Annotated in this window: 26 protein-coding genes; 15 read left to right on the top strand and 11 right to left on the bottom strand. The window is 68.4% G+C overall.

Annotated elements, in window-relative coordinates:
* A complete protein-coding gene (gene rfbD / locus BKA16_RS11420; RefSeq protein WP_183370776.1) occupies window positions 1-915 on the bottom strand; it encodes a dTDP-4-dehydrorhamnose reductase in 915 nt (304 codons plus the stop codon).
* A 112-nt stretch (window positions 916-1,027) separates the two neighbouring features.
* On the opposite strand from rfbD, the gene BKA16_RS11415 reads away from it, so the two are divergent.
* From BKA16_RS11415 to BKA16_RS11400, 4 genes are all read left to right on the top strand, one after another.
* Window positions 1,028-2,734, top strand: coding sequence for an LCP family protein (locus BKA16_RS11415; protein ID WP_343067382.1), 1,707 nt, complete (start codon window positions 1,028-1,030; stop codon window positions 2,732-2,734).
* Window positions 2,735-2,757: 23 nt separating this feature from the next.
* On the top strand, window positions 2,758-3,444 hold the full coding sequence (locus BKA16_RS11410) for a TIGR03089 family protein (protein ID WP_183370774.1): 687 nt from the start codon (window positions 2,758-2,760) through the stop codon (window positions 3,442-3,444).
* Between the two features lie 341 nt (window positions 3,445-3,785).
* The gene (locus BKA16_RS11405; protein ID WP_183370773.1) at window positions 3,786-4,997 is read left to right on the top strand and encodes an IS110 family RNA-guided transposase; all 1,212 of its coding nucleotides are present in this window, start codon (window positions 3,786-3,788) and stop codon (window positions 4,995-4,997) included.
* A 57-nt stretch (window positions 4,998-5,054) separates the two neighbouring features.
* Window positions 5,055-6,005: an LLM class F420-dependent oxidoreductase gene (locus tag BKA16_RS11400; protein WP_183370772.1), complete on the top strand. Its 951-nt coding sequence runs from the start codon at window positions 5,055-5,057 to the stop codon at window positions 6,003-6,005.
* A 116-nt stretch (window positions 6,006-6,121) separates the two neighbouring features.
* On the opposite strand, the gene BKA16_RS11395 is transcribed toward BKA16_RS11400, so the two are convergent.
* Window positions 6,122-7,291 (bottom strand): acyl-CoA dehydrogenase, encoded by a 1,170-nt coding sequence (locus tag BKA16_RS11395; protein WP_183370771.1) that lies wholly within the window; start codon window positions 7,289-7,291, stop codon window positions 6,122-6,124.
* A 71-nt stretch (window positions 7,292-7,362) separates the two neighbouring features.
* Window positions 7,363-8,073 (bottom strand): TetR/AcrR family transcriptional regulator, encoded by a 711-nt coding sequence (locus BKA16_RS11390; protein WP_183370770.1) that lies wholly within the window; start codon window positions 8,071-8,073, stop codon window positions 7,363-7,365.
* 44 nt (window positions 8,074-8,117) lie between these two features.
* Between BKA16_RS11390 and BKA16_RS11385 the strand changes: the two genes are divergently transcribed.
* The 5 genes from BKA16_RS11385 (at window position 8,118) to BKA16_RS11365 (ending at window position 12,293) form a co-directional block, all read left to right on the top strand.
* Window positions 8,118-8,495 carry a PNPOx family protein gene (locus BKA16_RS11385; protein WP_183370769.1) on the top strand — a complete coding sequence of 126 codons (378 nt, stop codon included), beginning with the start codon at window positions 8,118-8,120 and terminating at the stop codon, window positions 8,493-8,495.
* A complete protein-coding gene (locus BKA16_RS11380) occupies window positions 8,492-9,325 on the top strand; it encodes a dienelactone hydrolase family protein (RefSeq protein WP_183370768.1) in 834 nt (277 codons plus the stop codon). Before BKA16_RS11385 ends, BKA16_RS11380 begins: the two co-directional genes overlap by 4 nt.
* Entirely contained in the window at window positions 9,322-10,020 is a 699-nt protein-coding gene (locus tag BKA16_RS11375) for a GNAT family N-acetyltransferase (protein WP_183370767.1), read from the top strand. Before BKA16_RS11380 ends, BKA16_RS11375 begins: the two co-directional genes overlap by 4 nt.
* Window positions 10,021-10,028: 8 nt before the next feature.
* Window positions 10,029-11,042: a nitronate monooxygenase gene (locus tag BKA16_RS11370; protein WP_183370766.1), complete on the top strand. Its 1,014-nt coding sequence runs from the start codon at window positions 10,029-10,031 to the stop codon at window positions 11,040-11,042.
* Between the two features lie 219 nt (window positions 11,043-11,261).
* On the top strand, window positions 11,262-12,293 hold the full coding sequence (locus BKA16_RS11365; RefSeq protein ID WP_183370765.1) for a hypothetical protein: 1,032 nt from the start codon (window positions 11,262-11,264) through the stop codon (window positions 12,291-12,293).
* A 19-nt stretch (window positions 12,294-12,312) separates the two neighbouring features.
* On the opposite strand, the gene BKA16_RS11360 is transcribed toward BKA16_RS11365, so the two are convergent.
* Window positions 12,313-14,490, bottom strand: coding sequence for an ABC transporter permease (locus BKA16_RS11360; protein ID WP_183370764.1), 2,178 nt, complete (start codon window positions 14,488-14,490; stop codon window positions 12,313-12,315).
* Window positions 14,491-14,650: 160 nt separating this feature from the next.
* Here BKA16_RS11360 and BKA16_RS11355 point away from each other — a divergent pair, with 160 nt between their 5' ends.
* The gene (locus tag BKA16_RS11355) at window positions 14,651-15,301 is read left to right on the top strand and encodes a TetR/AcrR family transcriptional regulator (RefSeq protein ID WP_183370763.1); all 651 of its coding nucleotides are present in this window, start codon (window positions 14,651-14,653) and stop codon (window positions 15,299-15,301) included.
* On the opposite strand, the gene BKA16_RS11350 is transcribed toward BKA16_RS11355, so the two are convergent.
* Genes BKA16_RS11350 through BKA16_RS11340 form a run of 3 tightly spaced genes read right to left on the bottom strand, consistent with a single transcriptional unit; the run spans window position 15,298 to window position 17,532 of the window.
* Complete coding sequence (locus tag BKA16_RS11350; protein ID WP_343067380.1) at window positions 15,298-15,771, bottom strand: DinB family protein; 474 nt, start codon at window positions 15,769-15,771, stop codon at window positions 15,298-15,300. The two genes, BKA16_RS11355 and BKA16_RS11350, sit on opposite strands and share 4 nt — an antisense overlap.
* Before the next feature lies 1 nt (window position 15,772).
* Window positions 15,773-16,285 (bottom strand): 5-(carboxyamino)imidazole ribonucleotide mutase, encoded by a 513-nt coding sequence (purE, locus tag BKA16_RS11345; RefSeq protein WP_183370762.1) that lies wholly within the window; start codon window positions 16,283-16,285, stop codon window positions 15,773-15,775.
* A complete protein-coding gene (locus tag BKA16_RS11340; protein WP_183370761.1) occupies window positions 16,282-17,532 on the bottom strand; it encodes a 5-(carboxyamino)imidazole ribonucleotide synthase in 1,251 nt (416 codons plus the stop codon). Before BKA16_RS11340 ends, purE begins: the two co-directional genes overlap by 4 nt.
* A 117-nt stretch (window positions 17,533-17,649) precedes the next feature.
* On the opposite strand from BKA16_RS11340, the gene BKA16_RS11335 reads away from it, so the two are divergent.
* A complete protein-coding gene (locus tag BKA16_RS11335) occupies window positions 17,650-18,183 on the top strand; it encodes a GtrA family protein (protein ID WP_221247270.1) in 534 nt (177 codons plus the stop codon).
* Here the strand turns inward: BKA16_RS11335 and BKA16_RS11330 are convergent.
* From BKA16_RS11330 to BKA16_RS11320, 3 genes are read right to left on the bottom strand one after another with little or no spacing between them, the layout of a single operon-like run.
* On the bottom strand, window positions 18,155-19,459 hold the full coding sequence (locus BKA16_RS11330; protein WP_221246813.1) for a sensor histidine kinase: 1,305 nt from the start codon (window positions 19,457-19,459) through the stop codon (window positions 18,155-18,157). The genes BKA16_RS11335 and BKA16_RS11330 overlap by 29 nt on opposite strands.
* Window positions 19,460-19,490: 31 nt before the next feature.
* Window positions 19,491-20,186 carry a response regulator transcription factor gene (locus BKA16_RS11325; protein ID WP_183370758.1) on the bottom strand — a complete coding sequence of 232 codons (696 nt, stop codon included), beginning with the start codon at window positions 20,184-20,186 and terminating at the stop codon, window positions 19,491-19,493.
* Window positions 20,183-20,713, bottom strand: a complete 531-nt coding sequence (locus BKA16_RS11320; RefSeq protein ID WP_183370757.1) for a PH domain-containing protein — start codon at window positions 20,711-20,713, stop codon at window positions 20,183-20,185. Before BKA16_RS11320 ends, BKA16_RS11325 begins: the two co-directional genes overlap by 4 nt.
* A gap of 108 nt (window positions 20,714-20,821) precedes the next feature.
* On the opposite strand from BKA16_RS11320, the gene BKA16_RS11315 reads away from it, so the two are divergent.
* Entirely contained in the window at window positions 20,822-21,433 is a 612-nt protein-coding gene (locus BKA16_RS11315; protein ID WP_183370756.1) for a DUF6069 family protein, read from the top strand.
* Window positions 21,434-21,444: 11 nt separating this feature from the next.
* On the opposite strand, the gene BKA16_RS11310 is transcribed toward BKA16_RS11315, so the two are convergent.
* Window positions 21,445-22,251, bottom strand: a complete 807-nt coding sequence (locus tag BKA16_RS11310) for a biotin--[acetyl-CoA-carboxylase] ligase (protein ID WP_183370755.1) — start codon at window positions 22,249-22,251, stop codon at window positions 21,445-21,447.
* A gap of 96 nt (window positions 22,252-22,347) precedes the next feature.
* On the opposite strand from BKA16_RS11310, the gene BKA16_RS11305 reads away from it, so the two are divergent.
* The 3 genes from BKA16_RS11305 to BKA16_RS11295 are packed head-to-tail and all read left to right on the top strand — an operon-like array spanning window position 22,348 to window position 24,850.
* Window positions 22,348-24,012 carry an acyl-CoA carboxylase subunit beta gene (locus BKA16_RS11305; RefSeq protein ID WP_387996717.1) on the top strand — a complete coding sequence of 555 codons (1,665 nt, stop codon included), beginning with the start codon at window positions 22,348-22,350 and terminating at the stop codon, window positions 24,010-24,012.
* Complete coding sequence (locus tag BKA16_RS11300; protein ID WP_183370753.1) at window positions 24,009-24,209, top strand: acyl-CoA carboxylase epsilon subunit; 201 nt, start codon at window positions 24,009-24,011, stop codon at window positions 24,207-24,209. The genes BKA16_RS11305 and BKA16_RS11300 overlap by 4 nt, the downstream gene beginning before the upstream one ends.
* Entirely contained in the window at window positions 24,206-24,850 is a 645-nt protein-coding gene (locus tag BKA16_RS11295; protein ID WP_183370752.1) for a Maf family nucleotide pyrophosphatase, read from the top strand. Before BKA16_RS11300 ends, BKA16_RS11295 begins: the two co-directional genes overlap by 4 nt.
* The last annotated feature ends 3 nt before the right edge of the window (window positions 24,851-24,853 follow it).

Raw genomic sequence — 24,853 nt, 5'->3', positions numbered from 1 at the left:
CTAACCCGAACGCGCGGCGCCGAGCGCGTCCGACAGCGCCGCGCGCCAGTCGCGCAGCGGGGTGAGACCGGCGGCGAGCCAACTCTCGTTCGACAGCACCGAATACGCCGGACGTGCCGCAGGACGCGGGAATTCCGCTGTGGTGCAAGGATTCACGCGATCTGGATCGGCTCCGACAGCGGCGAAGACGGCGCGAGCGAGGTCACACCACGTCGCCTCTCCGGCGTTCGTCCCATGTAGAACGCGCCGCTCGACCGATCGACCGCCGATCAGATGACCCGTCAACTCCCACAGACCCGCCGCGAGGTCGGGCGCGTACGTCGGCGAGCCCCGCTGATCGTCGACGACGTTCGGGGAGGCGCCGTCGGCGGCGAGCCGGGTCATGGTGGTGACGAAGTCACGGACCGGAGGGACACCGGTGAACACCCACGCGGTCCGCACGATCAGCGCCGCGGGATGCGCCGCCAGCACCGCGCGCTCCCCCGCTCGCTTACTCGACCCGTAGACCGTGGCAGCCCGCGCGTCGTCGGCGAGGTCGTCGGGTTCGAGCGGCCGATGCGGTGCGGCCGACGCGAACACGTAGTCGGTGGAGACGTGGATCAGTTCCGCGGCCGCGCGCGCGGCCGCCCGCGCGAGATTCCCCGCGCCGTCGGCGTTCACCGCGTAGGCGTCCTCGGGCGCGGTCTCGGCTCGGTCGACGTCGGTGAACGCCGCGGCATTGATCACCACGTCGCCCGCGCGCAGATCGGCGAGCGCCCGGTCGACACTCGCCGCCGATGTGATGTCGACGTCCGTCGACCCGAGACCGCGGACCGTCGCTCCACCGGGTACGGCGGGCGAGCGCAGTAGGGCGGTGCCCAGCTGGCCCGCCGCGCCGATCACGTACACCGTCGTCAGGGAACTCACAGCGACCATGGTGCCCCACGCCGGGCGCGCTTCCCGGATCGACCCGCGCCACGCCAGTATCCTCGTCCGGGAGCCTCCTCTCCAGATGCGGCTGCAGCGACACGAAGGGATCGACCAGCACGTGGATCAGCGACGCGAGAGCGGACGGGACGACGACTCCCGCGACGGTCGGGCCCGGCGACGACCCGATCACGACCCGTCGCGCCCGCAGAAGCGTCGACCCGCACCGGTCGACACCGACGGGCGACGCCGTCGTGTGTCCGAGGAGATCCACACCGCGCCGCGCAAACGCAGACCGACCGAGTCCGCGAAGCCGCGTCCGGAAGTCGGAACGCTGCGCGACGCCGTCGCCGTGTGGGCCGCGCGTCCCATCGTCGGGATCCCGGCCAAGCACGTCGGCCGGGCGGCGGTCGCGATCCTGACCGTCGTCGTCCTGTTGATCACCGGTTTCGGGTGGAGTCGGGTCAACTCGCTCAACGCCGCCGTCACCAAACTCGGCGGTCTCGAACTCGGCGGCAACGACGACGGCGCGGTCGACATCCTGCTGGTCGGCACCGACTCCCGCAACGACGCGAAGGGCAATCCCCTGTCCGAGGAGGAACTCCACCGACTCCGGGTCAGTGGCGAGGTGTCCACCAGCACCGACACCATCCTGTTGATCCGCATCCCGAACGACGGGTCGGCGGCCACCGCGATCTCGATCCCGCGCGACTCCTACGTCGACGTGCCGGGGCTGGGCAAGAGCAAGATCAACGCCGCCTACGGTGCGACGCGCGAGGAGGTCCGGATCAAGGAGGTCGAGGCCGGTGAGAGCGAGGCCGACGCCGAAGAAGCCGGAACCAAGGCGGGTCGTCGAGCGCTCATCGAGACCGTGGCGAACCTGACCGGCGTCAGCGTCGACCACTACGCCGAGGTCGGCCTCCTCGGCTTCGCGCTGCTCACCGACGCGGTCGGCGGAGTCGACGTGTGTCTCAAACACGCGGTGAGCGAGCCTCTCTCGGGTGCCCGGTTCCGCAAGGGTCGCCAGACTCTGGACGGTCCGCAGGCGTTGAGCTTCGTCCGACAGCGACACGGGCTGCCCCGCGGCGACCTCGACCGCATCACCCGGCAACAGGTGTACATGGCCTCACTGGCGCAGAAGATCCTGTCGTCGCAGACCCTCACCGACGCGGGCAAGCTCAGCGAACTGCAGAACGCCGTCTCCCGCTCGGTGATGCTCGACGACGGCTGGGACGTCATCGGATTCGCCGAACAGCTCAAGGACCTGTCCGGCGGAAATGTGAAGTTCACGACCATCCCGATCGCCGACGACCAGGCGTGGAGCGACGACGGTACGCAGAGCGTCCTGGGCATCGACACCGCGCAGGTCCACTCGTACGTCGACCGGCTGCTCGGGAACAAGCCGACCACCGACTCGGAGAACCCGCGCGCCGGGTACACCGTCGACGTGGTGAACGCGGGCACCGTCGAAGGTCTGGCCGGCAATGTGTCGCGGCTTCTCACCGATCGCGGATACCAGCGCGGCGAGACCTCGACCAAGCCGATGAACGAGTTCGACTCGATCGTCTATGCGAAGTCGAAGGACAGCGACGGCGCCAAGCAGTTGGTCAAGGACCTCGGCGGGGCCGTCGAGATCCGCGAGGACCCGTCGCTGCCGGACGACAAGCTGAAGCTGGCGCTCACCAACACGTACACCGGCGTCGGATCCGTCGTGAACACCGGCGATCAGGGCGGCGACAGCACGCAGGAGTCGCCGTCGACCACCTCGTCCGCGCCCAAGCAACCGGTCATCAAGGCAGACGGGAACGGGCCGGTCTGCGTCAACTGACCGGCATCGGCGACGATGGAGTCATGACCGAGACTCTCACCGGAATCGTCCTGCGGCGCGTCGCGGACCACGCGAGGCCGCTACTCACCTTCTACGACGAGGGAACCGGCGAACGCACCGAACTGTCGGCGGCCACCCTCGGCAACTGGGCGGCCAAGATCGCGAACTACCTCCGCGACGAGATCGGCGTGCTGCCCGGCGACGACGTCCGCGTCGATCTGCCCGAGCACTGGCAGACCGCCGCGGTACTGCTCGGCGTCTGGTGGGCGGGCGCGCGCGTGCTGATCGACGACGGCGACGGCGACCCTCGTATCGCGTTCACGAGTCGGGACCGGCTCGACGGTCACGACGAGGACGAGGTCGTCGTGGTCCCCCTCGATCCGTTCGCGATGGGCGCGCGGGATCTGCCGCTCGGAGTCAGCGACTTCGGCGAGTCGGTCCGCACCCACGGCGACCAGTACCGACCGTCGGGTGCGGGCGAGTTCGCGTTGAACGGTGTCACGACGGCCGCCCTCGCCTCGACCGAGTCGACGGTCACGCCGGGCGCGCGGATCGTGTCGACACGTCCCTGGCGCGACGCCGACGGGATCGCGGCGAATCTGCTGGCTCCGCTCCTGCACGGCGCGGCCCTGGTGTGGGTGCGCGGCGCCGACGACGACCGCGTCGCCGCGATCGCCGCGATGGAGAAGGCCGACGCCGTTCTCCGATGAACATGCGCACGGCGCCGGGCGGCAGTAGATTTCACCTAATGGGAGTGTCGGGTCCGCACATCTGGGCGGGACGACATGGCGGCTGGTGGGTGGTCACTGAGATTTTACCGATTCCGGTGCATGGTTGAACCGAGCTGCTGGTGGGTGATTACTGACAGTTGAGTTCACGGATGCGTGCCGAGGTCTGAACGTAGACGGTGACCCCATCAGTCCGCCGCGGAGGTGCGTGTTCGGCTTGTGAGATGCCGCACCGAGAGTGCCGCCATTAGGTCGCCGCCCGCTCTCCGAGCTCATCGATTCGCCGGACCTACTGGCGGATGGCATCGGAAAGGATGTGCTCGATGATCACGTGCGGTATCGACTGGGCCGAGGACCATCACGACATAGCGTTGATGGACGACTCCGGCTTCATCATTGAACGTCGGCGAATCACTCATGACCCCAACGGTTTTGCCGAACTCCTGGCGATGGTCGCTGACCATGGCGGCACTGCGGACGACGTGCCGATCGCGATCGAGACCGATAAGAATCTTCTGGTTGTGGCGTTGGCTGGCGCGGGTTTCACCGTGTATCCGATCAATCCGCGGGCCGTCGCGCGGTACCGCGAACGCCACGGACAGGCGGGCAACAAGTCCGATTCGCGTGATGCCGCGGTGCTCGCCGACATCGTGCGCACTGACCGTCACCAGCATCGTCGGCTGCCAGCCAACAGCGAGCAGCAGCAGGCGATCAAGGCGCTGGCGCGTCAGCATCAGGAAGCGATCTGGGCGCAGAATCAGACGATCAGTCGGCTGCGTTCGGTGCTACTGGAGTTCTATCCTCAAGCGTTGCAAGCATTTCCGAAGCTCAAGCACCGAGCGGCGATGGAGGTTCTTTCAATAGCGCCCACCCCCACGGATGCGGCGAAGCTGACTCGCCCGCGGATCAGCAACGCGCTCAAAAGGGTTGGCCGACGCAACGACCCCGCCCTGGTAACCCAGATCCATAGCGATCTGCACGCCCCCGGGCTGCGGCAGCCGGATGCTGTGGAGGTGGCCTTAGGTCATACCGTAGCCAGTCTGGTCGCGATCATCGTGGCGATGCTCGATGCCGTCGCAGTGCTCGAGCGTGAACTCGTCACCGCATTCGCCGAGCATCCTCAAGCGGACATCATCGACTCGGTCCCCGGCCTCGGAGGTGTTCTCGGTGCGCGTATTCTCGCCGAAATCGGCGATGACCCAAAGCGCTTCAGCTCACCAACGGGACTGCGATCTTTCGCAGGAACAGCGCCGGTGACGATCGCGTCAGGCCGCTCGCACTACGTCAAGGCCCGCAAAGTCCGCAACAGGCGTCTGGCCGATGCCTGCCACTGGTGGGCGTTCGCAGCGCTGACATGGTCAGCGCCGGCCCGCGAGTACTACGACCATCGCCGTGCTGTCGGAGACCACCACAACGCCGCACTGCGAGCCTTGGCCAACAAGCTCCTCGGGCGCCTGTGGTGGTGCCTGCAGCACGATCAATCCTGGGACGACACTGCCGCGTGGCCGCGAGCTGCCACACCCGCCGCCGCGTAACCCCGAACACCAACCACCACCACTGCCTACTTGACATCTGACTGGCGTGGGATGTCTATGACGCGCCTCGGCTATCAGATCCCCAATTTCACCTATCCCGACGTCGCACCGGAGGATCTGTTCGATCGCATCCGCGCGCAGGCCGTCGAAGCCGACGAGTCCGGCTTCGACACCGTGTTCGTAATGGATCACTTCTATCAGCTTCCGATGATCGGCAGTCACGATCAGGAGATGATCGAGTGCTACACGCTCCTGTCGGCGCTCGCCCAGCACACGTCACGAGTCCGGCTGTCGGCACTGGTCACCGGAAACACCTATCGGGAACCCGCGCTTCTCGCGAAGACGGTCACCGCACTCGACGTCGTCTCCGGTGGACGCGCCCAGCTCGGCATCGGCGCGGGCTGGTTCGAACTCGAGCACGACAGTCTGGGCTTCGAGTTCGGCACGTTCACCGACCGCTTCGAACGGTTGGAGGAGTCGCTGCAGATCATCCTCGGCATGCTGCGCGGCGAGCGCCCGAGTCTCGACGGGCGACGGTACACGGTGCGCGACGCGGTGAACTGCCCTGCACCGCTCTCGCGCATCCCGGTGCTGATCGGCGGCGGCGGCGAGCGCAAGACCCTGCGCATGGTCGCCCAATACGCCGACGAGTCGAACATCATCTGCGCGCCCGACCAGATCGGACGCAAGCTCGCCGCCCTCGACGAGCACTGCGAACGGCTCGGGCGGGACCGTTCCGAGATCACGGTCAGCCTGCAGACGTACGCCTGTATCGCCCCGACGCACGACGAGGCCGTCGCCGAACTCGACGCCTACATCGAGCGGGCGCCCCAGGCCGCCGGACGCCGCGACGGATTCATCCTGGGCGGGCCCGACGAGGTCAGGGCGCGGTTCGAGGCCCTGCTCGAGACGGGTGTCGACGGTTTCAGCGTCAACCTGATGGCGAACGGCCACATACCGGGTCGCGTCCGCCTGCTCGGCGAGACCTTGGCTCCGTTGGTCGGGTAGACCGCCCCCGGGACGCCGTGCCCGCGCTCGACGCCGCCCGACCGTTCACGACGCTCCACATCCGGGCGGCGCATCCGGGCGGCGCACCTCGACGCATTCGGGTCGGTGGACCGCCGTCAGCCGCGCAACAGCGCGCGCGCCATCACCATTCGCTGGACCTGGTTGGTGCCCTCGTAGATCTGGGTGATCTTGGCGTCGCGCATCATGCGCTCCACCGGGAAGTCCGTGGTGTAGCCCGCGCCGCCGAAGAGCTGGACGGCGTCGGTGGTGACCTCCATCGCGACGTCGGAGGCCATGCACTTGGACGCCGACGAGATGAAGCCCAGCGGACCGGCGCCGCGCTCGGCGCGCGAGGCGGCCGCGTACACCATGAGGCGAGCGGCCTCGACCTTCATCGCCATGTCGGCGATCATGAACTCGACGCCCTGGAACGTGCTGATGGACTTGCCGAACTGCTTGCGATCCTTGACGTAGGCGATGGCCGCGTCGAGGGCGCCCTGCGCGACGCCGACGGCCTGCGCACCGATCGTCGGGCGGGTGTGGTCGAGAGTGGCCAGCGCGGTCTTGAAACCGGTGCCCTCGTCGCCGATGATCCGGTCGGACGGGATCGTGCAGTCCTCGAAGTACAGCTCCGCGGTCGGGCTGCCCTTGATGCCGAGCTTGTGCTCGAGCGGTCCGACGGTGAAGCCCGGATCGTCCTTGTGAACCATGAACGCCGAGATCCCGTTGGGGCCCTTCTCCGGGTCGGTGACGGCCATGACGGTGTACCAGGTGGACTTGCCGCCGTTGGTGATCCAGCACTTGGAGCCGTTGAGGACCCAGGTGTCGCCGTCGCGACGGGCACGGGTCTTCATCGATGCGGCGTCACTGCCCGCCTCGCGTTCGGAGAGGGCGTACGAGGCCATCGCCTCGCCCGACCCGATCGACGGCAGCACCTTCGACTTGAGCTCATCCGATCCCGACAGGATCAGGCCCATGGTGCCGAGCTTGTTGACGGCCGGGATGAGCGAGGCCGAGACATCGACGCGGGCGACCTCTTCGATGACGATGCAGGCGGCGAGCGAGTCGGCGCCCTGACCGCCGAAGTCCTCCGGGACGTGCACGGCGCTGAAGCCGTTGGCCACGAGTGCCGCGCGCGCCTCCTCCGGGAAGCGAGCCTTCTCGTCGACCTCCTTGGCGTACGGTGCGATCTCCTTCTCGCTCAGCGCGCGGATCGCGTCGCGGAGTGCCTCATGCTCTTCCGGCAGCTGGAAGAGGTCGAAATCGGGGTTTCCGAACTTGCTCATGCGTGGCTCCTTAGACCTGACACCGAGCACTGTCACTCAGTGCCGTGAACGGGAATTAGACTTGCAGTTCATCATGGCACTGGGTGCCAAGTCAATCTCTCGCGGACGACGTCGGCGATCTGATCCGCGGTGAGCGACACATCGTGCGCGACGACCGTGACCGCTGTGGCGGACGGGACCTGCCGTGCACGGGACGGCGACGTCGTCGCATGGATTCTCCGCAGTTCGACGCGCAGCACGTCGATCGTGGCCGACTCGTCGCCACGGACCATCTGCCGGAGCAGGTGGTTGTGGGCGCCGGTGACGGCCGCGGCGTAGGCGACCTGCCTGACTCGGGGCGTGTCTGGCACTCGGTGCCGCAGAAATTCTTCGAACAGTCGCTGGTAGCGGTACGTGGTGACGAGCTCCCGATCGCGCAGGGCGGGCACCTGTGACACCACCCGGTACCGGCGCGATGCGAGATCCCGGTGGGCGGCGAAGTGTGCGAAGACCTCCTCGGCGGCCAGACACACCGACCACCACGGATCCTCACCGGCCGACTCGGACTCCTCCAGGCGCGCCGCGACACGCACCAGAAGCTGCTCGTGGTCGGCGAAGATGAAGTCCTCTTTGGAGCGGAACTGCCGGAACAGCGTTCGGCGGGACACACCCGCCGCTGCGGCGACCGCGTCGACGGTCGTCGCCTCGTATCCCTGCTCGGCGAACAACCGGATCGACTCGGCCACCACCTGCATCCGGAATCGCGCCGCGTCCTGCTCTCCCGCGATCGCACCCGTGTTCATGGCACCCAGTATCCAACGCAACGGCGATGAGGCAAGCTGAAAGGGTGAGAGTCCCCCGTTTCGTAGCCCGCGCAAACAAGTTCGTGACGAATCCGATCCAGGGCCTGTGGGCGGGACGGATCGCGCCGTGGGCGGTCGTCGAACACATCGGCCGAGTGTCGGACAACCGATACGAGACGCCCGTCCTGGCGTACGTGGACGACGGGCGCCTGTCGATCGCACTGAACTACGGCGCCGACGCCGACTGGGTCCGCAACGTGCTCGCCGCGGGCCGGTTCACGCTGGTCCGCCGGGGTCGGCGCCTCGACGTCGCCGGGCTCCGCGTGATTCCGTCCGATTCACCCGACGTGGTGCGGTCGGCACGGTTCTCGGCCAAGGTCGCCGATCAGGTGCTGTACGGCCGGGTGGTGTCGGCCGCATGAGTGCACCCCTGCCGCCCGCGCTCGACGGATTCGAACGACGCGAGTTCGCTCATGAGGGGATCGACCACCACTACTATCGCCGCGGCGACGGTCCCGCGGTGATCGTGATCCCGGAGATCCCCGGGATCACACCGAAGGTCGCCGATTTCGCACGCCGCGTCACGGCGGCGGGCTTCACCGTCTTCGTACCGTCGTTGTTCGGCGTCGACGGTGCCGAACCCAATCCCGCGGGTCTCGCCGATGCGCCGCGAGCCGGGGTCGGGATGATCCGCTCCCTCGGACGCGTCTGCGTGAGCCGCGAGTTCACCATCTTCGCCACCGGGCAGACCTCACGGGTCGTCGACTGGCTGCGCGCCCTGGCCCGCTCCGCGCACGCCGAGTGCGGCGGACCCGGCGCGGGCGCGATCGGCATGTGCGTGACGGGCGGCTTCGCCCTGGCCATGTCGGTCGACGACACCATGCTCGCGCCGGTGCTGTCGCAACCGTCGTTGCCGTTCGGCATCACGCCGAGTCGGCGTCGGACCATCGACATATCCCCGGCCGACCTCGCCTGCGTGCGCGCACGCTGTGAGAACGAGGGGCTGGAGGTGCTCGGTGCGAGGTTCGACGGCGATCTGCTGTCCCCCGGCGGTCGCTTCGAGTTCTTGCGCCGCGAACTCGGCGACGAGTTCATCGGCGTGGAACTGCCCGACGAGGCGGCCGACCCCGATGCCGCGCTCCCGCCGCATTCGGTGGTGACCGAGCATCTGATCGACGAGCCGGGCGAACCGACCCGCGACGCGTTGGATCAGATCATCGACTTCTTCCGCCGGAAGCTCGCCGTCGCATGAGTGCGGTGGAGCTCGACGCCCGCGTCCTCGACGACCCGTTCACCGTCGCACTCCGCGGTCCGCAAGCCGGCCTCGCGCGCACGGTCGGTCGCATCTCGACGTTCCTCTCGGACGTCTCGGTGTTCTACGGCCATCCCCGCGAGACGACCGCTCAGGATTACACCGATCTGGCCGAACTCGGCGGACCCGGCAACACCGTCTCGCTACGGGACCGTCGGACGCCGCTGCCCGAGAGCGGTTTCACATCCGTCGCGACCTTCGACCTCGTGCAGTACCGGGGCGATGCCGTGACACCGGCCGCCGACCCCGAGCTGGTCGAACTGACCGTCGACGACGTCCCCGAGATGACCTCTCTGGTCGAACTGACCGAACCGGGCCCCTTCCTGCCGCGCACCATCGAGATGGGCACGTACCTCGGCTATCGCGAACCGAGCACGGGCCGACTGCTCGCGATGGCCGGACAGCGACTTCACCTGCCCGGGTGGCGCGAGATCAGCGCCGTCTGCACGCATCCCGACGCCCGCGGCCGCGGTCTCGCGCGCCGGCTGGTGGCGGCCGTCGCGCAGGCGACCGTCGATGCCGGGGACGCTCCGTTCCTGCACACGACGGCCGACAATCCCGCGCGTGGCCTGTACGAGAAGATGGGCTTCACCCTCACCTCCGAGGTGAGCCTGGAGATACTACGAGTCGAGTGAGGACGCACATGCACCGTTTCGACGACCTGTCCCTGCCGATCGTCGGCGCCCCGATGGCCGGCGGCGTGTCGACACCCTCGTTGACCGCGGCCGTGTCGAACGCGGGCGGATTCGGGTTCTACGGCGGCGCGTACCTGGCACCCGACGCTCTGCGCTCGGCCGTACGCGAGATCGCCGGACTCACCGATGCACCGTTCGGTGTCAACCTGTTCGTCCCCGAACGCGTCGACGTCGACGCCGACGAGTTCGCGGCATACCGCGACCGCCTCGCACCACTCGCCGCGCGGCTCGGCGTCGAACTCCCCGCGACGGTGCCGTTCACCGACGACGCGTTCGACGCGAAAGTCGACGTGCTGGTCGACGAGCGTCCCGCCGTCGCCTCCTTCACGTTCGGACTGCCGTCGGGCGCGGTGATCGACCGTCTCCGTGCTGCCGACATCGCCGTGTCGGCCACGGTGACGAGCGTCGACGAGGCACGCGCGGCCGCCGATCTGGGCGTGGATTCGCTGTGCGCCCAAGGAGTCTCGGCGGGCGGCCACCGCGCGATGTTCGCGATCGCCGACTCCGACCCCGAGATCGACACACTCGACCTGGTGCGCTCGGTGATCGCCGCATCCGGGCTGCCGACGGTCGGTGCCGGCGGTGTCGCCGGTCCCGACGACGTCCGAGCGATCCTCGACACGGGCGCCGTCGCAGCGCAGGTCGGGACGCTGCTCCTCCGCACGCCGGAGGCAGGCACCCGGACGGCCCATCGCGGCGCGCTGGCCGACCCGCAGTTCACGACGACGGTCACCACCCGCGCCTACTCCGGACGCCTCGCCCGCGGACTGGTCAACGACTTCATCCGCGCCAACTCCGACCACGCACCGTCGTACTACCCGCAGGTGAACACGCTCACCGGCGGGATCCGCAAGGCGGCGTCCGACGATCCGCAGGTGATCAATCTGTGGGCCGGCGCCGGTTTCCGCGCGGCGCGGGCGGTCCCGGCCGGAGACGTGGTGCGCGACCTCGCCGGCTTCTGACGACTCGGGTGGAACGACACCGATACCGGCAGCGGCGGCGACCACGTGTTCCGGGCCCGCGACCGCACCGTGTGCCCCGCCGGCGTCGTCACCTCCGACCAGACAGTGCCGGTGGCATCGACGATCTGATCATCGATCCCTCATGCTCTCCACACCGCCCGCACAGACTCCGCCCGTAGCGTCGGGCGGAGTCTCTGCCCGACGACGAATGGACCATGCGTGACGATCGACTCCCCATCCCGCCACGAGCCGGTCTCCGATGTCGACGCCTCCCCGCCGCCACAGACGCCCCGCCGAGCCGGTCGGACCGCGGCTGCGGCGATCGCGGCACTCGGCGTCCTGCTCACCGGCGTCGCCGTCGGCGGATTCGTCTTCCTCGACACCGAACCCGCTCTCCGGCCGCCGGCCGTCGACCTGAGTCCCGATGACGTCGCATCGGCGCAGGACTCGGTGTCGTCGGCCAAGATGCTGATCGACATGATGTCCGCGACCGTGAACAGTGGCACCGCGGGCATCGAGAAGGTGACCGCCGCCGTCGAACCCACATTCGCATCCGTCGACACCGCGTCGAAGGCCGCCGACCAGATGGTCGCCGGCCTCGCCGCCGCGCCGAGTCTGAGCGCCGCCGCCTCTACGATCGAAGAACTCGGCGGCACGGTGTCGAAGAGCCTGACACAGGCCCAGTCGTTGGCGTCGTCGGCCGAGGACGTCGACGACCTCGTCACACCGATCGTCTCCGGCCTCGAGCACAGCACGGTACCGGGCGCGGACAAGACGATCGAGCAGCTCAAGTCCCTGCAGTCGGCGTCGCGCGAGATCGTCGGCGGCGTCGGCGACCTCGGAGCACTCCGGAGCGAACTCGACAAGGCGACCGCGGCCACCGGACCGGCCGCGCGGCAGGTCGACGGCGCGATCGACCGGGCGCGCACGGCCGCGTCCCAGCTCAAGGAGGGACTCGACCGACTCGCGTCGGCGAAGGCCGACACTCAGCAGGCCGCCGACGACATGTCCGGCGGGCTCGGCAAGCTCAAGACGGCGCTGGCCACGGTGTCGAACAACCTCTCGTCGGCCGACGAGTCGCTGACCTCCGATGACGCCGCGCCCGCATATGTGTACGACCACGCGAATCGCATCGGACGCGGGATCGCGGCAGGCGCCGTGACCGCTGTCGGTCTGCTCGTCGTCGGCATCGCCCTGGTCCTCGTCGTCCACCGTCGACGCACGCAGACCGGCGCCTCGACTCAGAACTGAGTCGGGGCACCGATTCCGGTCATGCGTGCGACGAGACGAGCACCTTCTCATCGGTGTCGTCCGCATCGGCGTCCACCGACTCCTCCTTCGGCACGTACGCGCTGCCGAGGGCGGGATGAGGCACCTCGAGCATCTCCGACGTGGTCCGCAGGGGCTTGATCCGGTCGATGATCGCGACGACGATCAGCGAGACGACTCCCCATGCTCCGAGCGTCAGCAGGCTGCCGCCGAGCGTGTCGCTCCCGAAGTAGAGGATCGACCGTGCGGCGTCGACCGCCGCGCCCATCGGGATGATGTCGTGGACGTCCCGGAAGAACGGCGCCTCCATGTACACCGACATCGCACCGCTGGACGCGGGTACGCCGAGGAACATCAGAATGCCGATCACCGGGACGATCGCGAGCATGCCGACGAGTCTCTCGAACACCGTCGCGAACATCGCCACGCAGAAGATCGCGACCGTTCCCGCTGCCCAGAGCTGCCAGGCGTGTCCGTCCCCGATGCTGCCGGTGATGAAGCGGGCGATGATGAACACGACTCCCGACATGAACGCCGAGTACACGCCGACGATCGGCAACAGCCTGGGCAGCGGCCGACTGCCCGGCGCGGCGTTCGCCCCGACGATGATCACCATGAACCCGGCCATCAGCCAGCCCATCGCGATGTACATCGTGACCGTGCCCATACTGTCCTTCGCGGGCAGCGGCGCGACGTCGTCGGTGACCACCGGCATGTGCTGGGCCTGCGCGACCTGTGTGAAGATCTGGTTCACGACCTGTGCGGCACTCGTCGACGCGGCCTGGTTGGTGATCACCGTGGCCTGTGGATCCGGCGGGCCGGGCAGGACGAACGCCCCGACGACGTCCCGATCCGCGACTTGAGTGCGGGCGTCCTGCGCGGAGTCGACGACCCTCACGTCGAACATGCCGGGCATCTGCGCATCCATGCCGTCGGCGACGGCCTGCGCCTGCTGCTGCGACGAGGCGACGACCGCGACCGGCATGTCCTTCGGGGTCGGCGACCCCATCGCTCCGAGCATCGCCGTGATCATCATCGAGACCATGGCCAGCGGGAAGAAGAGCAGCGCCGCGTACCGCCAGAACGGCGTGTCCGGCTGGGACGCCCCACGCAACGACGGCATGCTCAACCGCACGGTCGCCGACCGCGACGTCCGACGCTTGCGCCAGTCCACCAGAATCGTCAGGAGGAGCCCGGCCGCACCGCCGATGCCGAGCACCATCAGGTGCCTGCCGACACCGTCGCCGCCGAAGTACAGCACCGACCGCATCGCCTCGCCGATGGCGGGCAGCGGCAGGAACGAGTGGAAGACGTCGTAGAACGGCGGCGCGGTGTAGATCGAGATGCTGAGGTTGGAGCTCGGCATGCCGAGGACCATCAGCAGCAACATGGCCAGAATGGTCGCCATCGCACCGAACACTCGCGTGAGGAACAGCTGGACCAGTCCGATCGAGACCACTCCCAGCATCGCGATGCCCATCACGGCGGGCAGATGACCGGCCGGGACGACGTGCAGGATCGGGCAGGTGACGATCGCGATGACGCCCGCGATCAGCGCCGCCCAGCCGACCAGCAGCGGCAGGAACCGCCGAAGTCGGAGCAGATGCGGTGAGTTCGACAGCATGATCGACAGCGGAAGGTAACCCGCCATCACGATCGCCGTGGTCATGAACATCGCGCCCAGTCCGGCCGGGTCGTCGGCGGGCAGCGGCGCCAGATCCTCGGACTGGACGGTCATTCCCTGTGCGACGGCGACCGGCGTCACCAGACCGGTCGTGACACCCGCCTGCGAGGCCCCCGCGCCGCCCGCGGTGAACAGCGTCGCGGTGTCCCCGTCGAGCACCACGGCGCCCGCCGTGTCCCGCTCGATCACCTGCTGACGGGCGGCACCCGGATCGTCGACGACGCGGACCTCGACCGCATCCCCGTCGGCCTGCCGCAGTGCCTGGGCGAACGTCCCCGCATCCTGGCCGGACACGGTGATCGGCAGGTCCCGGGGCGTCGGCGAATGCATGGCGCCCATGTAGCCCCAGATCATCATGCCGACCATGACCAGCGGCATGAGGAACATGATGACCACCCGTGCGACGCCTTCTATCCTCGCTCGTTTCGCGGCCTCGGCCGCTTCGGCGTCGACCTCGGTCGTCACCTCGGCGTCCTCGTCGATCGATGCGCTCATGTGCACTCCCAAACAAATAGTTCTGATGGTCGGCGGGCGTTGAGCCGTGACGCTTCGCCCGAGCGTCGACCTCGGTTACCCGATCAACTTTAAGACAGATGGCGTAATTTTGGGAAGGGGGTATAACGAGAGACACATTCGAGACTTCCGAGGAGCCGAGATGGCACAGCACGGCGACCGTGCGCGCGAGACACTGTTGGACGCGGCGGAGGAGCTCTTCGCCGAGCACGGCATCGACGCCGTCTCCAACAGGCGGATCACCGAGCATGCGGGCACCGCGAACCACTCGGCGATCAAATACCACTTCGGCGGGCGCGACGAGATGATTCAGGCACTGCTCGCCCGCGGTCGCGAGCAGATCACCGCGCGCCGCGAGCAGATACTCGGCGAACTGCCCGATCAGCCGAGTCTGCACGATCTCGTCGGCGCGGGCGTCCGCCCGTGGATCGAATACCTGGACTCGCTGCCGGTGCCCGGTCACCGGGCGCGATTCACCTATCAGGCGATGTTCCTGCCGTCGGTGGAGGAACCGCTGCGAGTCGGCATCGAACGGAGCGTCCAGTTCGACGGACAGATGGGCGCGATCCCCGAGCTGGCTCATGTCCCCGAACCGGTGTTGACGGCGCGAATGCGCCTCATCGCGAGTCTCACGCTGCGCCTGTGCGCGAGCTACGAGACCGACGTCGAAGCCGGTACCGCGTCAGGGAGTTGGACGGCCGTCGGCTACTTCATCATCGACGCGGCCACCGGAATGCTCAGTGCGCCGGTCACCCACCCCGACCAGTTCCCGACCGCGGTCGTCGCGCCCTAACGTCCGACGACGTCCCGGCAGATCTGCATGTGTCCGGTGTGTTGGGTGAGTTCGCGGAGAAGGTGCGCGACGACGAATTCGGGGGTCGCGCTCGCGGCGTCGACCCGGGTGCTGCTGATCGCGCCGGGGGCTTCGATCCCGGCGGTCAGCGCGAGACGGATGTATCGCGGCAGCCGTTCGCTCATCCGGTCCAGGATCGACCGCGCCTGCGCGAGTGTCCCCTGCGCCGTGAACTCCGTCGGCCGGTCACGCGGGATGCCCTCCCCGGCGACGAGGTTGCCACCCCAGTCCGCGATCACGCCGTCCAGGTGAGTCACGAGCGCGAACACCGAGTTCACCGTCCCCGGAACCGGCGTGGCGTTCACCGACTCGTCGTCGCAGTCGTCGAGGACCTGTGCGATCGCCGCGAGGGTCTCCTCGACGACGACGGTGCAGGCGGCTTCGAGTCGGGCCCGGTCCGGAATCGACACGTCAGTCCTCCAACAGCGATCTCCGGAGCTTCTCGTCCTTGGCCAGGACCATCTCCTCCAGACCGGCTTGGAAGGTCTCCATCGCCGACTGCAGCGCGGGATCGCTCGCGGCGAGTATCCGGACGGCCAGCAGGCCCGCGTTGCGGGCCCCGCCGATCGAGACCGTCGCGACCGGGACGCCCGCGGGCATCTGGACGATCGAGAGCAACGAGTCCATGCCGTCGAGATACTTGAGCGGGACCGGAACGCCGATCACCGGCAGCGGCGTCGCCGACGCGACCATGCCGGGCAGGTGCGCGGCACCGCCCGCACCGGCGATGATCACCGAGACGCCGCGGGCGGCCGCTCCCTTCGCGTAGTCGAGCATGCGCTGCGGGGTGCGGTGCGCCGATACGACGCCGACCTCGAAGGCGACACCGAACTCGGCGAGCGCCTCGGCGGCGGCCTCCATCGTCGGCCAGTCCGAATCGCTGCCCATGATGAGGCCGACGCGAGGTCCGACGGGTGCGGTCATGTGAGGTCTCCGATCGAATCGGTGTGCGGGTTCCAGCCGTCGGTCCAGACGGCGGTCGACATCCAGGTGGCGGCACGCTCGGCCCGCTCGCGAACCGCCTCGACGGGTTCGCCGGGACGTCCGACGATGTTGACGTGCCCCACCTTGCGGTCGGGTCGCTCGGATTTGCCGTACATGTGGATCTTGGCATCGGGCATCCGCGCGAACAGGTGGTGCATTCGTTCGTCGACCGACATCTCCGGGGTCTCGTCGGCGCCGAGGACGTTGGCCATCACGACGGTCTCGGCCCGCGCCGACGTGTCGCCGAGCGGATAGTCCAGGACCGCTCGCAGATGCTGCTCGAACTGCGAGGTGACCGCGCCGTCCATCGTCCAGTGGCCGCTGTTGTGCGGACGCATCGCGAGTTCGTTGACGACGAGTTCGCCGTCGACGGTCTCGAACAGCTCCATGGCCATGGCTCCGACGACGCCCAGTTCGTCGGCCAGTCGCAGTGCCATCCGCTGCGCCTGCTCGGCGACGGTCTCGTCGAGTCCGGGTGCGGGCGCCAGCACGACGGCGCATTGTCCCTTGCGCTGCACGGTCTCCACGACCGGCCACGCCGCGCCCTGGCCGTACGGTGACCGCGCGATCATCGCCGACAGCTCACGACGCATCGACACCTTCTGCTCCGCCATCAGCACGGTGTCGCCCCCGGCGTGCGCATCGAACACCGCGAGCGCCTCATCGCGCCCGTCGACCAGCCACACGCCGCGACCGTCGTAGCCGCCCCGGACGGCCTTGAGGACGATCTGCCAGCCGTTGCGTTCGCCGAAGGCGATCAGTTCGTCGCGTGCGGCGGCGACGTCGCCGGACAGGTCCGCGAAGTCGGGTACCGGGAGCCCGAGTTCGGACAGTCGATTGCGCATGTCGAGCTTGTCCTGCGCGAATCGCAGGGCCGCCGACGGCGGTCGCACCGCCACGCCGTCGGCCTCGAGGGCCTCCAGCAGATGAAGGGGGACGCCTTCGTGGTCGAAGGTCAGGGCGACGGCGCCTTCGGCGGCGGTCCGCAGATCCTCGAGGCTCTCGTGCGAACCGAGGACCACGTCGCCGCTCACCTGAGCGGCCGGTTCGGCGTCGCCCGCGGCGAGAACACGCAGGCACTGGCCGAGCGCGATCGCGGACTGATGGGTCATTCGGGCCAGCTGTCCGCCGCCGATCATGGTGACCGTCGGCATGCCTGACTCTGCTCGGCGCGGTTGCGAACTCACGGCGTCAATGGTGTCACGTTCACCACGAATCTCCGCATCCGGCGTCAACCGATGTGTCTGTGACTACTCGATTACGTACACTCGACCGTTGTGCTGACAATCGACAAGGCAGTGTCCATGCTGCCCGGGCCCCTCCATCGCCTCGTCATGAAGCACAGCGAGCTCATCAAGTTCGCCATCGTCGGCGGTACGACCTTCGTCATCGACACCGCGATCTACTACCTGCTCGTCTTCACCGTGTTGGAACCCAAGCCGGTCGCCGCGAGGATCATCTCCGGTGTCGTGGCGACCATCGTCAGCTACATCCTGAACCGGGAATGGGCGTTCAAGAACCGTGGTGGACGCGAGCGGCATCACGAAGCCATGTTGTTCTTCCTGATCAGCGGCATCGCAGTGCTCCTGACCGCGGCACCGCTGTGGCTCGCGAACAACGTCTTCCACATGCGCGAGAACCTCGCGGGCCTCGAACTCGCCGTCCTCGACTTCTTCCTCGCCTTCATCATCGGCAACATCCTCGGCATGGCGTTCCGATTCTGGTCGCTGCGCAAGTTCGCCTTCCCGGAGGAGGAGCCGCGCGGCGGACCCGGCGGATCCACCGAACCGGATCCGGCCTCGGACGATCTCACCGATGAGGAACTCGGACACGCGTGATGTGGTCGGCGCCTGACGGTCGACGCCCCTGAGCGGGCAGCACGATCGCGAACACCGCGGGCCGCCGCGAGATCAGATCCAGCCGTCCGCCCTCGGCCTCTATGAGCGCCCGCGACAACGACAGCCCCATACCGCTGCGGCTCCCACCGGAGAATCCGCGACGGAACACGTCCACGGCGATCTCGTCCGCGATGCCCGGACCGCTGTCGGCGACGGTCAGACGCACCATGCCGACGGCGGGCAGGTCGGCGAGGCGCACCGTCGTCGTGCCCGCGCCGTGCTGCAACGAGTTGTCGATGAGTACGCTCAACGCTTCGCGTAGACGCCCCGGCTTGCCCGAGATCGTCGGCACTCGGCCGAGGGTCTCGGCCCGCAGCCGCCGCCCCTTGGCCCGGAACGCCGGCTCGAAGTCGCCGATCAAGGTGTCGACGACGTCCCGCGCGTCGATCGCTCCGCGCCCGGCCGAGTCCTCCCGCGACGCCGCCACCAGTTCGTCGAGTTCGCGCGAGAGCCGCTCGACCTGCTCGAGCCCCGCCTCCGCCTCGGCGACGACGGCCGGGTCCTCGTGCAGGGTCAGTTCGTCCAGGCGCAGATGGACGGCGGTCAGTCTGCTGCGCAGCTGATGCGACACGTCGCCGACGATCTCGCCCTCCCGCTCGAGACGGGTCGCGATCTCCTGATTCGCATCGGCGAGTGCTTCGGCCACCCGATCGAGTTCGTCGATGCCGTACGACGGCCAGCCGGACGAGAGGTCACCCCGCGCCATCGCCCCGGCGCGTGCGGCCAGCGCCGTCAGCGGCTCGGCGAGGCGACGTGCGGTGACGACCGCGACGAGGGCGCCGCCGGCCACCGACCCGGTCAGCACCACCAGCAGGACGCCGACCGCCACCAGTTGCTGTGGTCGCACGTTCTCCTGAGGGATCTCCAGGGTGAGCGTCGCGTGCGGCCCGAGCGTCACCGATTCGGAGATCGTCGACTCGGCCTGGTCGTCGCCGACGGCCCGACGGATCGGGATCTCGACGCCGTTCGCCCCGGTGACCGTCGCGTTCAAGGTGAGACGCCCACCCGCGGGCACCAGCAGCCGGAACTGCTTCAGATCGAGGTCGGCCACCTCCAGGTCGTGGCCGACCGTCTCCTCGGCGAGTACGTATTCGGAGATCCGTTTCAGGCTCTCCGAGAGGTTCTGCCGGGCCTCGGCCGACATGCCGCGCACGGTGAGGATCGTCAGCGGCACCCCGAGGAGAAGTCCCATCAGGGCCACCGTGACGATCATCATCTTCAGTATTCGACGACGCACGCGGCGCCCCTCACGGGTCGAATCGGAAACCGACGCCGCGCACCGTCACGATGTGCTTGGGCCGGTTCGGCTGGTCGTCGCCGATCTTGCGGCGGATCCAGGACACGTGCATGTCGAGGGTCTTCGACGAACGCAGATCCACCGACCCCCACACCTGCGTCATGATCTCGTCACGCGAGAGCGCCTCCCCCGGTCGCTCCATCAGGAACTGCAGGAGGTCGAACTCGCGGTTGGCCAGAGTCAGGTCGTCGCCGTCGACCACCACGCGCCGCGCACGCGCGTCGAGCATGATGTCGCCGAAGTCGAGGACCACCTCGTCGGCGTCCTCACCGACGCTGCTGCGGCGCATCAAGGCGCGCACCCGGGCCAGGAGTTCGGCGAGCCGGAACGGTTTGCCCACGTAGTCGTCGGCGCCCGCGTCGAGGCCGACGACGAAGTCGACCTCGTCGGTGCGCGCGGTCAGCATGAGCACCGCGACCTCGGGCAACTGGGCGCGGACCCGGCGGCACACTTCGAGGCCGTCCATTCCGGGCAGTCCGAGGTCCAGGATGAGCAGACCGAACTCGGAGGTCAACGCCTGATCGAGGGCTTCCGGACCGCTCGCGGCGATCACGCAGTCGTGTCCCTCCCTGATCAGTGCGCGCGCCAACGGTTCGGCGATCGCGGCGTCGTCCTCGGCGAGCAGGATCGGGCGGGCGGCGGTCATCGACGTCTCCGTCCGTAGTCGACGTCGTCCTCGTCGTCGAGCAGTTCCTGGTAGAGCCGGGCGTGCACCGCTTCGACGTCCGGTATGTCCGCGAACTCCAGCGGCTCGTCGGACGCCGACTCGATGATCAGTGTGCCGGTGCGCAGCATCCGGTCGATCAGCCCGTGATTGAACTCGACGGAGGTGATGCGGCGCATCGGGATGTCGATGCCCGACCGGGTGATGATGCCGTTGCGGTACATCACCCGCCGGTCGGTGACCACGAAGTGCGTCGTACGCCACGAGAGGACCGGTCGACCCAGCCAGTAGACGGCGGCCGCCGCCCACACGATCACCACGACGACCGTCAGCCAGAGGGCCGCGTCGCTCGAGAGGGAGTCACCGGTCTGCGTGTAACCGATCGCGACACCGCACACGGCGGTCACGACCCAGAAGATCAACACCGGCACCACCAGGCTCTTCCAATGGGGATGTCGATGAATGACCACCTGTTCGCCGGGTGCCAGGTTGTCGCGCGGGTATCCCATGCCGTCCGAGCTTAATGCGTGAATGTCGACGAGGTTCGGATGTCGCCTCCCGCACACTCAGTACACTGGAGGGCCGACGACGACGCAACGGTGGAGGGCTTGCCGACGATGACGAACTACGATCCCCGTGATCCGCGCTACGGCGCGCCGAAACAGAATCCGCCGACCCAGGCCTACAGCCAGGCCAACGACTATTCGTACGGATACACCGAACAGCAGTACCAGCAGCCCCAGTACGAGCAGGCGCACTACGATCAGGCGCCCGCCGCACCCAAGCGGCCCGCACGCCGCGGACCCGACATCGACCCGCTGATGTTCTGCGGCGGCGTGCTGATGACCGGCATCGTCACCGGACTCGCGGCCTGGCTCGTCGCCTGGATCATCCGAACCATCACCCAGAAGGTCAACGACTCGGGCAAGCTCGGCATCTGGAATCCGTTGGCCTCGGATGAACTGTGGTTCGCCGTCGCCGGTTTCATCGTCGCGATCGTCGCGGGCGCGCTCTGGTACCTGCTGCAGATCGGGACTCCCGCTCCGGACCAGTTCTACCGCTGGGTGGTGGTCCTGCTGATCGCGGCGAGCGTCGTCATCCCGCTGGCGTTGTCGAACGAGATCTCCACCGGCATCGGCACGGCCGTCATGCACCTGATCATCGGCATTCCCGTCCTCACCCTCATCCCGACGATGGGCACCGCGAGCCGCCGCAAGCAACAGCGATAGCGCCCCGGCGGCTACGCCGGACGCAGGTGGGTCACATCGCCCGCCGATGCGACGACTCGTCCGTCCGGACCGTCGACGATGATCCGCCCCTGATCGTCGATGTCGACGGCGTCGCCGATCACCTCGCGATCACCCGGCAGGATCAGCCGCACCCGTCTGCCGAGAGTGGTGCTCGCGGCCCGGTAGTCGGCGACGAGGGCGGCGACGTCGTCGGGCCAATGCGCCAGCCGATCCGACAGCGCCCGCAGGTACGCCGCGGCCACATCGGTCGGATCGACGGCGCGCCCGGCGAGGGCGCGGACGGACTCGGCGCGGGCGGTCTCGACGGCGGCCGGATCGAGATCCACGTTGACGCCCGTGCCGATCACCGCGACCCCACCACCGTCGGGCAGCGGCCGGAACTCCGAGAGGATGCCCGAGAGCTTGCCGCCGGGTCCGTCGGCGGAGGGAGCGAGGACGTCGTTCGGCCACTTCAACTCGGCGCGCACTCCGGCGACCGACGACAGCGCCTCGTGCACGGCGAGCCCGGTCAGCAACGACAGCCAGCCGACGCGTTCGGCGTCGCCCGGACGCACCGCGACGGCGGCCGACATGGCGAGTTGGCCGTGCGGCGTCTTCCACACGCGTGCGTGACGCCCCCGCCCGGACGACTGGAAGCCCGCGATGCGGACCGTTCCGGCGATCTCCGGATCGTCCGCGCGGGCGATGAGGTCGGCATTGGTCGAGCCGGTCTCCGCGACCACTTCGACGGTGTGCCAGCGGGTTCCGGAGACGAGCTGACGAAGACGTGCGGCATCGGGCAACGCGGATTCGGTCATGTCCAGACACTGTAGTCGCGGCGTCCGCGCGCCGAACGTTCAGACGAGTCGCCCTCGCGACGGCCGAACATGAGGAAATTCTCACATTAGATCCGGTTGACGCGGGTCACACATCGCTCGTTAGAGTCGATGTCTATGACCACTGCTTCGCGCGACGACGGCGCTGCACCCGATATCCACACCACGGCCGGCAAGCTCGCCGACCTGCGGAACCGGCTGGCAGACGCCGAACACCCGGTCGGCGAGGCCGCCGCCGAGAAGATCCACGCCAAGGGCAAGCTGACCGCCCGCGAGCGCATCACCCATCTGCTCGACGAGGGATCGTTCGTCGAACTCGACGCATTGGCCCGTCACCGGAGCACCAACTTCGGCCTGGCCGACAAGCGCCCGGTCGGTGACGGCGTCGTCGTCGGCTACGGCACCGTCGACGGCCGTGAGATCTGCGTGTTCAGCCAGGACGTCACCGTGTTCGGCGGCAGCCTCGGCGAGGTCTACGGCGAGAAGATCGTGAAGGTCATGGACCTCGCGCTCAAGACCGGCCGCCCGCTGGTCGGCATCAACGAGGGCGCGGGCGCTCGCATCCAGGAGGGCGTGGTCTCCCTCGGCCTGTACGGCGAGATCTTCCACCGCAATGTGCGGGCCTCCGGCGTGATCCCGCAGATCTCGCTGATCATGGGCCCGGCCGCGGGCGGTCACGTGTACTCCCCCGCACTGACCGACTTCACGGTGATGGTCGACCAGACCAGCCAGATGTTCGTGACCGGCCCCGACGTGATCAAGACGGTCACCGGCGAGGACGTCACCATGGAGGACCTGGGCGGCGCGCACACGCATATGACCAAGTCCGGGGTGGCGCACTACGTCGCCGAGGACGAAGAGGACGCACTCGAGTACGTCAAGGAGCTGCTGAGCTACCTGCCGAGCAACAACCGCGCCGACGCTCCGCGTCTGCCTGCGGCGGTTCCGGCGGGCAGCATCGAGGAGAACCTCACCGAGGACGACCTCGAACTCGACACGCTGATCCCGGACTCCCCGAACCAGCCGTACGACATGCACGAGGTGATCCGCCGGATCGTCGACGACGGCGAGTTCCTCGAGGTCCAGGCCGAACGGGCGATGAACATCGTGGTCGGCTTCGGTCGCGTCGACGGCCGCAGCGTCGGCATCGTCGCCAACCAGCCGACCCAGTTCGCGGGCTGCCTGGACATCGACGCCTCGGAGAAGGCGGCACGCTTCGTCCGCACCTGCGATGCGTTCAACGTCCCGATCATCACCCTGGTGGACGTTCCGGGCTTCCTGCCGGGCACCGACCAGGAGTACAACGGCATCATCCGTCGCGGCGCCAAGCTGCTGTACGCGTACGGCGAGGCGACGGTCGGCAAGATCACCGTCATCACGCGTAAGGCGTACGGGGGCGCGTACGACGTCATGGGCTCCAAGCACATGGGCGCCGACGTCAACCTGGCGTGGCCGACCGCGCAGATCGCCGTCATGGGCGCTTCGGGCGCCGTCGGATTCGTCTACCGCGGCAAGCTCAAGGAGGCCGAGGCCAACGGCGACGACGTCGACGCCCTGCGCCTGGAACTCCAGCAGGAGTACGAGGACACCCTGGTGAACCCGTACGTCGCCGCCGAGCGCGGTTACGTCGACGCCGTGATTCCGCCCAGCCACACGCGCGGCCAGATCTCGAACGCGCTGAAGCTGCTGGAACGCAAGCTGGTTCAGCTGCCGCCGCGCAAGCACGGGAACATTCCGCTGTGAGCGCCGAGAAGCCGTTCCTCACCGTCGTGTCGGGCAATCCGTCGGACGAGGACGTCGCCGTGCTGGTGAGTGTCCTCGCGACGGCGGGCGGCGGCACCGACGACACCGGTCCGGGCACGCGAAACGAGTGGGGTCTGCCGACGGACATGCACCGCAGCACGTGGGGCATGCCGTCGTCGTTCCCGAACCGCGGGTGACGACAGTAGTTCTGGGGTCGGCGTCGCCGGCACGCCGACGCGTGCTGCGCGACGCCGGCCTGTCTCCGCAGGTCCTCATCGCCGATCTGGACGAAGACGCGTTGATCGACGAGATGGGCGGCATCGCACCCGCCGAGGTCGTCACGCGTCTGGCACGAGCCAAGGGCGAGGCGATCGTCTCGTCGATCCTGTCCGACGGCGATCCGGGATTCGCCGACGCCCGCGCCGACGGCGTGGTCCTCACCTGCGATTCGATGCTGCTGCTCGACGGCGAGTTGTCGGGCAAGCCGCACTCCCCCGACGTCGCCGTCGCACGCTGGCGGCGGATGCGCGGCAGAACGGGGCATCTGCTGACCGGGCACTGCGTGACGCGCCTGCGCGACGGCGCGGCAGTGGCGTCGGTCGCCGATCACAAGTCCACGCAGGTCCACTTCTCGGACGTCGACGACGCCACGATCGACCGCTACGTCGCGACCGGTGAACCCTTGAAGGTCGCGGGCGCATTCACCCTCGACGGTCTCGGCGGCTGGCTCCTCGACGGCATCACCGGCGACCCGGGCAGCGTCATCGGGATCAGCCTGCCCCTCACCCGGCAGTTGCTCGCCCGCGTCGGCGTCGACGTCACCGACCTCTGGACGTAGGAC

The organism is Gordonia humi, from assembly GCF_014197435.1.
Lineage (GTDB): Bacteria > Actinomycetota > Actinomycetes > Mycobacteriales > Mycobacteriaceae > Gordonia > Gordonia humi.
Note: the sequence above shows the minus strand (reverse complement) of the source record. Positions and strands in the feature narration are given on the sequence as shown.

Coding starts and splice junctions, on each gene's coding strand:
- rfbD (WP_183370776.1), bottom strand. CDS start 915: ATGGTCGCTGTGAGTTCCCTGACGACGGTGTACGTGATCGGCGCGGCG.
- BKA16_RS11410 (WP_183370774.1), top strand. CDS start 2,758: ATGACCGAGACTCTCACCGGAATCGTCCTGCGGCGCGTCGCGGACCAC.
- BKA16_RS11405 (WP_183370773.1), top strand. CDS start 3,786: ATGATCACGTGCGGTATCGACTGGGCCGAGGACCATCACGACATAGCG.
- BKA16_RS11400 (WP_183370772.1), top strand. CDS start 5,055: ATGACGCGCCTCGGCTATCAGATCCCCAATTTCACCTATCCCGACGTC.
- BKA16_RS11395 (WP_183370771.1), bottom strand. CDS start 7,291: ATGAGCAAGTTCGGAAACCCCGATTTCGACCTCTTCCAGCTGCCGGAA.
- BKA16_RS11390 (WP_183370770.1), bottom strand. CDS start 8,073: ATGAACACGGGTGCGATCGCGGGAGAGCAGGACGCGGCGCGATTCCGG.
- BKA16_RS11380 (WP_183370768.1), top strand. CDS start 8,492: ATGAGTGCACCCCTGCCGCCCGCGCTCGACGGATTCGAACGACGCGAG.
- BKA16_RS11375 (WP_183370767.1), top strand. CDS start 9,322: ATGAGTGCGGTGGAGCTCGACGCCCGCGTCCTCGACGACCCGTTCACC.
- BKA16_RS11370 (WP_183370766.1), top strand. CDS start 10,029: ATGCACCGTTTCGACGACCTGTCCCTGCCGATCGTCGGCGCCCCGATG.
- BKA16_RS11360 (WP_183370764.1), bottom strand. CDS start 14,490: ATGAGCGCATCGATCGACGAGGACGCCGAGGTGACGACCGAGGTCGAC.
- BKA16_RS11355 (WP_183370763.1), top strand. CDS start 14,651: ATGGCACAGCACGGCGACCGTGCGCGCGAGACACTGTTGGACGCGGCG.
- purE (WP_183370762.1), bottom strand. CDS start 16,285: ATGACCGCACCCGTCGGACCTCGCGTCGGCCTCATCATGGGCAGCGAT.
- BKA16_RS11335 (WP_221247270.1), top strand. CDS start 17,650: ATGCTGCCCGGGCCCCTCCATCGCCTCGTCATGAAGCACAGCGAGCTC.
- BKA16_RS11330 (WP_221246813.1), bottom strand. CDS start 19,459: ATGATGATCGTCACGGTGGCCCTGATGGGACTTCTCCTCGGGGTGCCG.
- BKA16_RS11325 (WP_183370758.1), bottom strand. CDS start 20,186: ATGACCGCCGCCCGCCCGATCCTGCTCGCCGAGGACGACGCCGCGATC.
- BKA16_RS11320 (WP_183370757.1), bottom strand. CDS start 20,713: ATGGGATACCCGCGCGACAACCTGGCACCCGGCGAACAGGTGGTCATT.
- BKA16_RS11315 (WP_183370756.1), top strand. CDS start 20,822: ATGACGAACTACGATCCCCGTGATCCGCGCTACGGCGCGCCGAAACAG.
- BKA16_RS11310 (WP_183370755.1), bottom strand. CDS start 22,251: ATGACCGAATCCGCGTTGCCCGATGCCGCACGTCTTCGTCAGCTCGTC.